The organism is Rhizobium sp. 862_C5_N1_2, from assembly GCF_051811205.1.
Classification (GTDB): Bacteria; Pseudomonadota; Alphaproteobacteria; order Rhizobiales; family Rhizobiaceae; genus Rhizobium; species Rhizobium leguminosarum.
Map to the genome: position 1 here is coordinate 900,244 of NZ_JBPWPT010000002.1, position 12,522 is coordinate 912,765.

10 protein-coding genes are annotated in these 12,522 nt (G+C 60.4%); 3 read left to right on the plus strand and 7 right to left on the minus strand.

The genetic code is table 11. The features are described 5' to 3' along the window. Positions 1–53 precede the first annotated feature (53 nt). Both ACD590_RS28550 and ACD590_RS28555 read left to right on the plus strand, forming a co-directional pair. Positions 54–2,348, plus strand: a complete 2,295-nt coding sequence (locus ACD590_RS28550) for an FdhF/YdeP family oxidoreductase (RefSeq protein WP_439003932.1) — start codon at positions 54–56, stop codon at positions 2,346–2,348. Then, a complete protein-coding gene (locus ACD590_RS28555; protein ID WP_018246047.1) occupies positions 2,345–2,629 on the plus strand; it encodes a hypothetical protein in 285 nt (94 codons plus the stop codon). Before ACD590_RS28550 ends, ACD590_RS28555 begins: the two co-directional genes overlap by 4 nt. Positions 2,630–2,640: 11 nt before the next feature. Here ACD590_RS28555 and ACD590_RS28560 read toward each other — a convergent pair whose 3' ends face one another. The 7 genes from ACD590_RS28560 to ACD590_RS28590 all read right to left on the minus strand — a co-directional run bounded on the left by ACD590_RS28560 (position 2,641) and on the right by ACD590_RS28590 (position 10,320). Beyond that, positions 2,641–3,639 (minus strand): AraC family transcriptional regulator, encoded by a 999-nt coding sequence (locus ACD590_RS28560; RefSeq protein ID WP_047622940.1) that lies wholly within the window; start codon positions 3,637–3,639, stop codon positions 2,641–2,643. A gap of 998 nt (positions 3,640–4,637) precedes the next feature. Continuing rightward, complete coding sequence (locus ACD590_RS28565) at positions 4,638–5,642, minus strand: Ldh family oxidoreductase (protein WP_018246044.1); 1,005 nt, start codon at positions 5,640–5,642, stop codon at positions 4,638–4,640. A 118-nt stretch (positions 5,643–5,760) separates the two neighbouring features. Beyond that, entirely contained in the window at positions 5,761–6,840 is a 1,080-nt protein-coding gene (locus ACD590_RS28570; RefSeq protein ID WP_018246043.1) for a quaternary amine ABC transporter ATP-binding protein, read from the minus strand. Continuing rightward, the gene (locus ACD590_RS28575) at positions 6,833–7,720 is read right to left on the minus strand and encodes an ABC transporter permease (RefSeq protein ID WP_018246042.1); all 888 of its coding nucleotides are present in this window, start codon (positions 7,718–7,720) and stop codon (positions 6,833–6,835) included. Before ACD590_RS28575 ends, ACD590_RS28570 begins: the two co-directional genes overlap by 8 nt. 95 nt (positions 7,721–7,815) lie before the next feature. Beyond that, complete coding sequence (locus tag ACD590_RS28580) at positions 7,816–8,817, minus strand: ABC transporter substrate-binding protein (protein WP_018246041.1); 1,002 nt, start codon at positions 8,815–8,817, stop codon at positions 7,816–7,818. A gap of 67 nt (positions 8,818–8,884) precedes the next feature. Further along, the gene (locus tag ACD590_RS28585) at positions 8,885–9,679 is read right to left on the minus strand and encodes a pyrroline-5-carboxylate reductase family protein (protein WP_439003933.1); all 795 of its coding nucleotides are present in this window, start codon (positions 9,677–9,679) and stop codon (positions 8,885–8,887) included. Positions 9,680–9,690: 11 nt separating this feature from the next. Further along, entirely contained in the window at positions 9,691–10,320 is a 630-nt protein-coding gene (locus ACD590_RS28590) for a TetR/AcrR family transcriptional regulator (RefSeq protein ID WP_018246039.1), read from the minus strand. Between the two features lie 147 nt (positions 10,321–10,467). Between ACD590_RS28590 and ACD590_RS28595 the strand changes: the two genes are divergently transcribed. Next, positions 10,468–12,504, plus strand: a complete 2,037-nt coding sequence (locus ACD590_RS28595; protein ID WP_439003934.1) for an FAD-dependent oxidoreductase — start codon at positions 10,468–10,470, stop codon at positions 12,502–12,504. Positions 12,505–12,522 lie beyond the last annotated feature (18 nt).

The following is a 12,522-nucleotide window of genomic DNA, read 5'->3' on the forward strand; positions in this document are numbered from 1 at the left end:
AGCCATCGCTCGTGCGCCCTTGATGTTTTCCTCGCTTCGACAATACAGGGCGCATGGACACAAAATTCATTGGTAAGAAATCGGCGGCAGCCGGCGGCTGGGGCGCTTTGAAGAGCTGCGGGAAGCGTTTGCTTCAAAGCGGCATGCCCATTTCAGGCGCGCGGACGATGCTGAAGGCGAACCAGCCGGATGGATTCGATTGCCCGGGCTGCGCCTGGGGTGATCCGGAGCACGGATCGTCATTCGAGTTCTGCGAGAACGGCGTGAAGGCCGTCGCCTGGGAGGCGACGGAAAAGCGGGCAACGCCCGCCTTCTTCGCTGACAATACGGTATCTGAGCTTCGCCAGTTGACGGACTATGAACTGGAACTCAACGGGCGCCTCACCCATCCGATGCGCTACGATGCGGCGAGCGACCGTTATCTGCCGGTCGCGTGGGAAGATGCCTTTGCCGAGATCGGCAGCATTCTGAGGGGGTTCGATAGCCCCAACCGGGCGGAATTCTACACGTCGGGCCGGGCGAGCAACGAGGCCGCCTTCCTGTACCAGCTGTTCGTGCGCATCTACGGCACCAACAATTTTCCCGACTGCTCCAACATGTGCCACGAGGCGAGCGGCATCGCCATGCGTCAGGCGGTCGGTGTGGGCAAGGGCACCGTGCTGCTGGAGGATTTCGAAGAGGCCGACGCGATCTTCGTGATCGGGCAGAACCCGGGCACCAACCATCCACGGATGCTCGGCGACTTGCGCCGGGCGGCGATCCGCGGCGCGCGCGTCGTCGTCTTCAATCCCATCCGTGAACGCGGCCTGGAGCGCTTCTCCGACCCGCAAGACAAGATCGAGATGCTGCGCGGCGGTTCGACTGACATCGCCAGCCTTTATCTCCAGCCGCAACTCGGCGGCGACATGGCCGCGGTGCGCGGGATGGCGAAGGCCGTGCTGACTGCGGAAGATGCAGCGGTCGCCGCCGGTCTGCCCTCGGTTCTCGACCATGCATTTCTCGCCGAACACTGCGCGGGTTTTGCGCAATACCGGGCAGCGGTCGAGGCGACGAGTTGGGCTGACATCGAGGACCAATCGGGACTGAGCCGGCAGGAGATCGAACGGGCGGCCGATGTCTATATCAACGCCGAGCGGGTCATCTGCACCTGGGCGATGGGCGTGACCCAGCATCTGCATTCCGTGGCGACGATCCGCGAGATCGCCAACTTCATGTTCCTGCGCGGCAACATCGGCCGGCCGGGTGCCGGCCTTTGCCCGGTTCGCGGCCATTCCAACGTGCAGGGCGATCGCACCGTCGGCATCAACGAAAAGCCATCGGAGGATTTCCTCGATGCGCTGGAAAAGCACTTCCGCTTCAGTGCTCCCCGCGAACATGGCCACAATGTCCTTGCCGCGATCGGAGCGATGCTCGACGGCTCGGCTGATGCCTTCATCGGGCTTGGCGGCAATTTCGCCCGTGCCACGCCTGACAGCGCACTCGTTGAAAAGGCGCTGCGGCGGCTGAAGCTGACGGTGCACATCGCGACCAAACCCAATCATTCGCATCTCATGCCCGGCGAGACGGCCTTCATCCTGCCGTGCCTCGGGCGCACCGAGATGGATCTGAACGCAGCGGGCAACTCCCAACTCGTGAGCGTCGAGGATTCGATGAGCATGGTGCATGGTTCTGCCGGTATCAATCGCCCGGCCTCGCCGCATCTCCTCTCGGAAGTCGCCATCATTGCCGGCATTGCACAGGCGACGGTCGGCCCCGCCGTGGTCGACTGGGCAGAGCTCGCCGACGACCACGACCGCATCCGCGATCACATCGAGGCGACCATTCCCGGCTTCGAAAACTACAATGCGCGCCTGCGCAAGCCGCGCGGTTTTCACCTGCGCAACACGGCCGCTCATCGGGAGTGGCATACGCCGGCAGGCAAGGCATCATTTTCTTCGGAGGCGCTTCCGGAGGAGACGGTGCATCAGCGGGCGCGAAAGGGCGAGGGGCGTTTCGCCCTGCAGACGTTCCGATCGCACGATCAATACAATACGACGGTCTATGGTCTCGATGACCGATATCGCGGCGTCTATGGGGAGCGGCAGGTCATCTTCATTCACCCAGCCGACCTGACGGCGATGAATGCCAAGGCCGGCGACCGGGTCGACGTGATCGGCGAGCATGATGACGGTATCGAGCGCATCGCAGAGGATTTCCGCTTTGTGCCCTATGATATTCCGAGGGGAAGTATAGCGGGTTATTATCCCGAGCTGAACGTGCTCGTGCCGCTTGGCAGCGCGGGTAGGGAAAGCGATACGCCCACCTCGAAATCGATCATGGTGTCCTTCCGGCGACGAAAAGCCGCGTGAGCGAAGAAGCGTCGGAGGCCGATCGCTTTCTCGCCCTCGTCGCTGCGGCGCAAGGCAGGGATAACAGGCTGACACCCATCCAGGCCGGTCTCCTTGTCGCCGCGGATTTGGGGATTGCCCGTGACAGTCGCACCTTTGCGCGCATGCTGGGGATCGCGCATTCTCTCGTGCTCAGGGAGCTCAACGCCCTGGCGGAACGCGAAGGGATGCTGCAGATCGTGAAGCGGGATCTAAGGACAATGAGAGTGCATTACACATTGCCGCCGCGAGACGAGACGTAAACCCCCATGCGTTATCGCCGCATCACGCGCTTCCTGGTATCGGAAGGGTATTCTCCGTATGTCGTCTTATAGACTGCGGAAAACCGGCCGAAATGAAAGAAGCCCCATTTGAGGCAGATGGCCTTCATGGTCTCTTTGCTCTCGGGATCGAGCAGATCCTGGCGCGCGGCACGCAGCCGAAGCGTCAGCAGATAGGCAGCGGGAGAGGTTCCTCTGAAGGCACGAAAACCGGTTTCGAGCGCCCGGCTGGATACGCCGGCCGCTTCGGCCACCTTCGGCATTGTGATCGGCTGATCGATATTGGCGTGCATGAATTCGATCGCCCGGCGCACATGTCGCGGGGCGATCAGGGCGGGGCCATTCTCCAGGAAATGCGACAGCCGGTGCGGCACCAGGCGCACAACCAGATCGGCGAGCGCCTGCGTCATATGCGCCATGGCGATCGGCGACTGCAGCAAGGGGCCATCGTCGCGCATGCCTGAGATGATCGTTTCCGTGAGATTGTTGATCAACCGGCCTTCCGGTTTGGACAGATCCAGTTCGGGCAGCAGGTCAAGGGAGCCGCTGAACGGCATCTCGAACGTCTGGCCGATCGTTTGCAGGATGAGAGGCCAGTTGATCAGCAACTCGTCGATGACGTTCGATCGCCCATGCATGATGACGCTATTGGGCTCGAAATTGTTATAAAGAAGCAATTTTCCTTGCCCGGCCTCGGCGACGCGGGACCCATAGGTTACCCCCATGCCGCCGCTGCGCGGCACGACGATCGACAGGTATTCGGCCGTATCGACGGTCGGCTCGATATTGAACTGAAACTCCGCCTCATGATAACCGGTGAGCAGGACGGCGTTGTCACATACCGAGAAATCCAATCCCCAATGGAAGTCCTGGGCGCGGCCGACAGGCTCGGCATCAAATGCGCCAAAAGCCCCCCCGAGCGTTTCGACCATGTTGTCGAAGGACGAACCGCTAAATCGGAATGAGAATGGCGCAGTGCTATTTTCCGTCATGCTGCTCCCATTGTTCGATGTGGCTGTTTCGACATGCTTTTCTCCAGCGCTCGCAGGTGCCAGCGTGACGCGCGGCCGGCGAGAGTGTCGGATTGGTGCACGTACCTCTGCCAGCCTTGCCAGTCGTCATGGATGGTCGTCCTGCGCTGCGGCGCTTCATCAGAGCCTGTAGACGGCATGGATGAGCGGCCTAGGACGTATATTAGACGATTGTTGAATAGAGTGCAGCAGCTTGCAACGGAGCAGGTGGATCTCCGCGTCATACCGGCATCGAGATCAGCGGCTTGTGCCAGCTGATGCAGGCCGAATTCGGGTATGGTAGACGTCAAAAAGACCAACCCGTTGAATGCATTAGTTCCCATCCAGATCAGGAACTGACAGAACCCGCGGCCATTGGCAAGACGTCACGCTGCCGGCGATGACGACAACCCGCTGATAAAACGATTACGCTGAAGGAGCGATTTTACAGCTGTAGCCGCCACGCCACAGGTTCAACCGCGGCGATCTTGCCGCGATGCGCATCATCTGCAGCTTATAGAGAGCGCCCCAATTCGCGAGCTGCGCAGTCGCCTGCCGAAGGTTCTTAGTGGACCGCTTAAAGATGGCCTTCGGCAGGCAGACAGGCATGCAAGCATACGCACGGGATGGAGTGCGTATGTATGATCCCTTTCATCCTTTGGGGGTAACGGATGGAAGGGCTTGGTTTTGGGACCGTCAACCATCATGGCCTTGGTCGAGATTGATCTTACTGTTCCTTAGCTATGGAGCAATTGTCAGGCCCCGATATTGTCGGCCAACCGGCTTTTCGTGACGCAGTCTGGACTGACCTTGCGCAAAATGTATAGGCAAGCGCTTCGTGGAAGCCGCGTGTTCCGCGTCATGGCCTGCGCAGAGTGGATAGAGATCTTCAATTTCTCATTTAGCACGAACGATGGGAACTTCGGCATGCTGCCGCTGGGCACGATGCATTCGATTCTTTGAGCTGAGTAATGATTTTCTCACCGAAGGCACAAGCGACGGATCGTTTCTAACACGCCTATATCGACGTCAAGACTATCGGTTTCCGTGACGCTGGCGGGCATTGCTCTGTCTCCGGGGATACGGACTCCCTTGGAGCGCAGCCGTTCCAATTGGGCTTCGGCGCGCTCCGGGAAACCTGTATCCACGGCCGCGGGGAATAGCGCGATCACGGTCATTCCCGCATTCACCGGGTGCTCGCCCGAGAAAAAGTGGCCCGCATCGAGCGACCAGGCGGCCCCGGAAAGACCCGCGGAAAGCATCTCGACGATAAGAGCGATGTTGGCGCCCTTATAGCCGCCGAAGGGCAGGAGGGCGCCGAGCATCGCCTTGACAGGATCGGTGGTGATTGCGCCGGTCTCGTCGATGGCTATGCCGTGCGCAATCGGCGACTGTTCCCTTGCCGCCTCGGCAAGAGTTATGAAGGCCGTCGCACTCGTCGCCTGGTCGATGACGAGGGGCGGCAAGGGTTCCGGCAAAGGCGCGCCGAAAGCGAGCGGATTTGTGCAGTAGACGCGCTCCCCGCCTTCGGCGGCGGCCATCAAGGCCGGTCCGTTGGCGGCGGCGATGGCTATCAACCCGTCCTCAGCGAGGCGCCGGACGTAATATCCCAGTTCCCCGGCGGTATAGCTGTTTCTTTGCGTGAAGACTGAAATGCCGAAGGTTTTCACGCGCTTGACGAAGTCGTCGTAAATCAGGTCAAACCCGAGCTGCGCTATGCCGCCGTCCGCATCGGCGTAAATCAGGGCCGGCAGCACGTGGTCGAAGCGGGGCTTGGCGTCTCCGTTGATCCGCCCGTCGCGCAGGCTGGTGAGATAATCGACGAAATGCGGAAAACCCAGCTCGGTACGACCGAAGCAGGCGGCCGAAAGCGTTGCATCGACGAGCGCCTTCGCCATGGCCGGGCTGCTGCCGCAGGCGAGGCAGGCTTCGAGCGCCAATTGGCGGAGCTCGTCGATCGGCATTCTCATCCTCTGCTTTGCCATCACAGCTCCAATGCGGCTCGTCTACCCTCATAGAAGGCATAGGTGCCTGTGCGAACACAGTTCCTCACCCAGCCAGTTGGCCGCTGCAGAGATGGCGGCATGTTGATTGCGACGCACTTCAGAGGGCGACTGAAAGGGCGCTATCGCGTCGGGGAGCCACCTCCTGCGAGTTCACCATTGCACCCGCGAGCTGGCGGAAGGTGACAAGCCCCAAAGCTTCTCCTGATGGTGAAAGCACCCTGGCATCGTCGTCTGGCGCCGATGCCAACATCCGCACAGCCTCTTCGACGGTCGTGCCTGATGCAATTGTCAATCCGCCGGGCGCAGCACCGGAATGCAAGGGTGTCATGACGGCATCGACCTGGATGACCCGGCCTCGATTGACCTCCTTGACGAAGTTGGCGATGTAGGCGTCGGCCGGACGCAGAACGATGTCCTGGCTGGTGCCCTGCTGGATGACTTCGCCATCGCGCAGAATCGCAATCTGATCGCCCAGGCGAAGGGCTTCATCGAGATCGTGGGTGATGAAGACGATGGTTTTCTTGATCTCCCTCTGAATATCGAGAAGGACCGTCTGCATATCCGTGCGGATCAAAGGATCGAGCGCCGAATAGGCCTCGTCCATCAGCAGAACGGGAGCATCGTTCGAGAGGGCTCGGGCCAGCCCGACGCGCTGCTGCATGCCGCCCGATAACTGATTGGGGTATTTGCTCTCGAAACCTTTCAGGCCGACCCGCTCCAGCCAGCGCATGGCGACGTCGGCGGCTTTCGAGCGCTCCATGCCCTGCACTTCGAGGCCGAAGATGGTATTGTCGAGAACATTCCGATGCGGCAGAAGCGCGAACTTCTGAAACACCATTGCCGTCTGGTGCCGGCGAAACGTCCGCAATTCGGTCTCGTTCATTTTCACGACATCGACGCCGTCGACAAGCACTTCGCCAGCGGTCGGATCGATCAGACGATTGATGTGGCGGATGAGCGTCGACTTGCCCGAACCCGAAAGGCCCATGATGACCTGGATGCGGCCCGAGGGTATCTCGACATTGATATCTTTCAGGCCCAGCACGTGGCCGTGCTTTTCGTTGAGCTCGGTCTTCGACAATCCCTTTTTGACGGCATCGACATGAGCGGCAGGGTTGGGACCGAAGATCTTGTAAAGGTGGCGGATCTTGATGCCGCCGAAACGTTGATCAGCCATGGACGATCTCCCGATGCTTCTGGAGCCTCTTGCCATACGCCTGGCTGACCCGGTCGAAGATGATGGCGATGCCGACGATGGCAAGGCCGTTGAAAATACCCAGGGTGAAGTACTGGTTGGCGATGGCCTTCAGAACCGGCTGGCCCAGGCCCTGGACGCCGATCATCGAGGCGACGACCACCATGGCGAGAGCCATCATGATGGTCTGGTTGATGCCGGCCATGATGGTGGGAAGCGCCAGCGGCAGCTGGACCTTGAACAGTTTCTGCGAACTCGACGTTCCGAAGGCGTCGGCCGCCTCGAGCACGTCCTTGTCGACCAGGCGGATGCCGAGGTCGGTCAGCCTTATCATCGGCGGTATCGCATAGATGACCACTGCGATCAGTCCCGGCACCTTGCCGATGCCGAGCAGCATGACGACAGGGATGAGATAGACGAAGCTCGGCATCGTCTGCATGACGTCGAGGATCGGATTGATGATGCGCTGCAGCCGGTCGGAACGCGCCATCAAGATCCCCATCGGGATACCGATGGCGATGGAGAGCACGGTACAGACGAAGATCATCGAGACCGTCCGCATCGTATCGTCCCACATGTCGAAATAGCCGATCAGCAGCAGCGTGACGAGACAGCCGAAGACGATCTTCAGGCTGCGGCTCGCAAACCATGCGATGACAAGGATGATTGCAGTAATGATCGGCCACGGCGTCTGCGTCATGAAGCGGTCGGCGGCGATGAGGAAATGCTGCAGCGGGGAGAAGAGGCTTTCGATTGCGTCGCCATAGGTGCGGGTGAATGTGCGAAAGCCGTCATCGATCGCCTTCTTCAGATTGCGAAGGGCGTCGTCATCCATATGCGGGAATTTGTAAAACCATTCCATTCGGTTCCCCTTTTTCTTCAAAGAGCCGCGGCAGTCTTTTTGATTTTATCGGCAGCGAGAGGCGGTGCGCTTTAGGCGCACCGCAATAGTCGGTCTTAAAGAGCAGCTTCGATCTTCGCAGCTGCCTCAGGCGAGACCCACTTGGTCCACAGGTCCTTGTTTTCTTTCAGGAAGTGCTTGGCACCATCCTCGCCGGTTGCCTGGTTGTCGGTCATCCACGCCATCAGCTTGTTGACCGTCTCATTGCTCCAGGAGCGCTTCGTCAGGTAGTCCATGACCTCAGGCCCGACCTTTTCCGAAAAAGGCTTGGCAACCAGGGTCACCACGTGATCGACCGGCCATGCATTCGGCTTCGGATCGGGGCAATCGGCGACGGTATTGCAGCGCTTCCATTCGGCGGCGTCGTTCGGCACGCCGGCTTCGAGCTTGACCATCTGATACTTGCCGAGCAGCGCGGTTGGCGCCCAGTAATAGCCGGCCCAGCCTTCCTTGCGTTCGTAGGCCTTGGCGATCGAACCGTCGAGGCCTGCAGCTGAACCGGTATCGACGAGGGTGAAGCCCGCCTTCTCGGCTTCGAAGGCCTTGTAGAGCTGCGTGGTCACCACGGTGCCGCCCCAGCCCTGCGGCCCGTTGTAGATGGCGCCCTTCTTCGAATCCTCAGGGTCGGGGAAGAGTTCCGGATGCTTCAGCACATCACCGATGGTCTTGATATCGGGATGGGCGTCGGCCAGATATTTGGGAATCCACCAGCCCTGTACGCCGCCATCGGGCAGCGGAGAGCCGACCTGGACGATCCGGCCTTCATCCGTCCCCTTCTTGACGACATCCGGCAGCAGGTCGATCCAGGCTTCGGGCGCGATGTCCGGCTGGCCCTTTTCGGCCATCGAGGTAATCGTCGGGACGGTATCGCCGACGGTGATTTCGGCGGCGCAGCCATAACCTTCGTTCAGGATGAGCTTGTCGAGGTTAGAGAGAACCTCCGCACTCTGCCAGTTCATGCTGGCAATGGTCACAGTGCCGCATTCGGCGGCGCTGGCGAAAGACGCCCCGCCCATCAGGCCAAACGTCAGACATGTCGATGCGAGTAGTTTTTTCATTCTCGTTCCCTCTGTTTAGCGGCCAGTTTTGCTGAGCGGGGCGCCGCAGGACCCGCTCCAACGGTTGTCAGGAAGCGTCTCCCATACTCACCGATTTCTTGAATGCTGCCGATAGTCCCTCCGCAACCGAAGCGTCGAACCCGGCCGCGCGCATGCCTTCGATGGCCGCCGCCGTGGTTCCGCGATAGCCGACAAAGGTTTGAACAACCTCATCGGGACATTCGTCGCGGCGCTCCAGCAGGCGACCGGCGCCTGTCATCACCGTGTTGACGGCGCGCCGCGCAATCTCCGCCGGCAGGCCATGGGCGACGGCATCGCTCATCATGGCGGCGGCGAGCAATGCCGGGAAAGCCGGTCCGGACCCGGACAGGCCGGTGAGGTAATCGATGTCGCTTTCCCTTGCCACCTCGTCCTCAGATCCGCATGCCTGAAAAATCGCGCGGACGAGCGCCCGGTCGTCTTCGGTGACATCGCTCGCGCCAATCCAGGGTGTATAGGACTTGGCCACTTCGGCGGCGGCATTCGGCAGGGCGCGGACGACGCGACCGGTGTTGTGGCGGTCCGAAAGTGCGTCCAGGCGGATGCCCGCCATGACTGAGATGACGAGCTTGCCGCCGGCATCGACATCAAGAGCATGCCAGTCATCAGGGCGGACGGAAAGAATGATCACGTCCGAACGGTCGGCAAGCGCCTGATTGTCGGTGGTCAAGAAAGAATTCGGGAAGCGGCGCGGCTCTTCGCTGCGATAGGAGAGGGAGAGTTTTTGAGGTTCGACCAGGCCGGCATCGAGGATCGAGCCGGCGATTGCTCCGCCAAGCCAACCGCCGCCACCAATTATACCGATCCTCAAGGAAACGCTCATCTCGGCTTTCCCTAACCCGGCCTATAGCCATGCCGGGAGAAGAAGCGATCGAGCTCCCTCTGCTGCGGCACTTCGCCGGTGTAGATCGCGATATATTCGGGAATCCGTTTCATGCGGACGGCGAGTTCCTCCTTAGCTTGCATGGAGATATATCCGATCTGCACGAGGTAAGTTGTTCGCGCTCGGACATCTGATGTCGCTTCTGGTAGCCCGAACCGGATAAACATGCGCTTGAGGGCTTCCAGCCGGAGCTGATCGGCTTGCCGGACCTCGGCGAGAATCTCGTCGGACTGCAGCGCCCAGCTGCGCACGGCAAATTCGAACCTGGCGTCGAACAGATCATTGTTGAGCCAGCAGTCGAAGACATTGAGCATCGCCTCGGCGAGCGATTCCGCGTAGGCTTCGGATTGCTTGACGATGTTGCCGGTATTTTTGTCGCGCCACCGCGCCACGAGCCCGGCCAACAGCTCCTCCCGATCCTTGAAGAACCAGTAGAAGCTCGTGCGCGAGAGATTGAGCCTCTTCGCCAGCGGCAGAATTTTCACCGAATCCACGCCGGAATCCAGCAGCGAGTGGTAAGCTGCTTCCAGCCATCCCTCTTGTGATCCCCGCCAGCCAGTGTCGTTCAGAGCCTGATCCATAGGCTATCTCCTATCAAATTATACGGCAGCGCACAAGGAAAATGTACATTAGTGTCGAAAATGACGACCCACATGTTTTCAACATTGACACATATGTACATTGTGCCTAGCGTCGGCTCTGACGTTTTTAATCCGGAACCACGGCCCATGTCGAACGATCCCCTTCTGCAGCCCTACCAGCTCAAGCATTTGAAACTGCGCAACCGTATCATCGTCACCTCCCACGAGCCGGCCTATCCGGAAGACGGCATGCCGAAGGAGAGGTATCGCGCCTATACGGTGGAGCGGGCAAAGGGCGGCGTGGCCTTGACGATGACGGCCGGCTCGGCCGCGGTTTCCAGGGACAGCCCGCCGGTCTTCAACAACCTGCTCGCCTACAAGGACGAGATCGTGCCCTGGATCAGGGAGATGACCGACGCCGTGCATGAAGAGGGAGCGGCGATCATGATCCAGCTCACCCATCTCGGCCGGCGCACACGCTGGGACAAGGGCGACTGGCTGCCTGTGGTGGCGCCATCGCATCAGCGCGAAGCGTCCCACCGCGCCTTCCCGAAGAAGGTGGAAGATTGGGACATCGAGCGCATCATCAAGGATTTCGCCGACGCTGCCGAACGCATGAAGGCGGGTGGCATGGACGGTGTCGAACTGGAGGCCTACGGCCATCTGATCGACCAGTTCACCTCGCCGCTCACCAACGAGCTCGACGGCCCCTATGGCGGATCGCTCGATAACCGTTTGCGCTTCTGTTTCGACGTCTTCAGGGCAATCCGGCAAAGAGTGGGGAACGACTTCATTCTGGGCGTGCGCTATACCGCCGACGAATGTCTTCCCGGCGGTACCGGCAAAGCCGAAGGCTTGGAAATCTCCCGGCGCCTGAAGGAAAGCGGCCTCATCGATTACCTGAACGTCATTCGCGGCCACATCGATACCGATGCGGGCCTCACCGACGTGATCCCGATCCAGGGCATGGCGAATTCGCCGCATCTCGATTTCGCCGGCGAAATTCGCGCCGCAACCAACTTTCCGACCTTCCATGCGGCGAAAATCCCTGACGTCGCCACCGCGCGCTACGCGATCGCCTCCGGCAAGGTCGACATGGTCGGCATGACCCGCGCCCACATGACCGACCCGCATATCGTCCGCAAGATCATCGAAAAGCGGGAAGACGATATTCGTCCCTGTGTCGGCGCCAATTACTGTCTCGATCGTATCTACCAGGGCGGGGCGGCCTTCTGCATCCACAATGCCGCCACCGGCCGCGAACTGACCATGCCGCATATCGTGGCGAAGGCCGACGCCAAGAAAAAGGTCGTCATCGTCGGCGCCGGCCCGGCCGGTCTGGAAGCGGCGCGCGTCGCCGGAGAACGCGGCCACCAGGTCGTCGTTTTCGAAGCGGCGAACAATCCCGGCGGTCAGATCCGGCTCACCGCTCAAAGCGAGCGCCGCAAGGAAATGATCAGCATCATCGACTGGCGCATGAGCCAGTGCGACAAATACGACGTCACCTTCCACTTCAACACCTGGGCGGAAGCGGACACCATCGAGGCCGAGAATCCCGATGTCGTCATCATCGCAACCGGCGGCCTGCCGCATACCGAGGTCCTGGCGAGCGGCAACGACCTGGTGGTTTCGTCATGGGACATCATCTCCGGCGACGTGAAGCCTGGAACCAACGTGCTGATCTTCGACGACGCCGGCGATCATGCCGGCCTGCAGGCGGCGGAGTTTCTCGCCAAGGCAGGCGCCAAGGTCGAGATCATGACGCCGGACCGGTCCTTCGCGCCCGAGGTCATGGCCATGAATCTCGTGCCCTATATGCGGTCTCTGCAGAAGCATGACGTGACCTTCACCGTCACCTACCGTCTGGAAGCCGTCGAAAAGAGCGGCAACCAGCTCGTCGCCCATGTCGGCAGCGATTACGGCGGGATTGCCAAGCAGCAGAGCTTCGACCAGATCGTCGTCAATCATGGGACCATTCCGCTCGATGAACTCTATTTCGAACTGAAACCCAGCTCGAGCAATCTCGGCGAAATGTCGCACGATCAGCTTCTTTCCGGAGAACCTCAGTCCGTGATCCGCAATCCTGATGGCAAGTTCCAGCTGTTCCGGATCGGCGATGCCGTTGCCGCACGCAACACGCATGCCGCCGTCTATGATGGGTTGCGCATCGCGAAAGATATCTGATTGCAAGAGTGGGCCCCT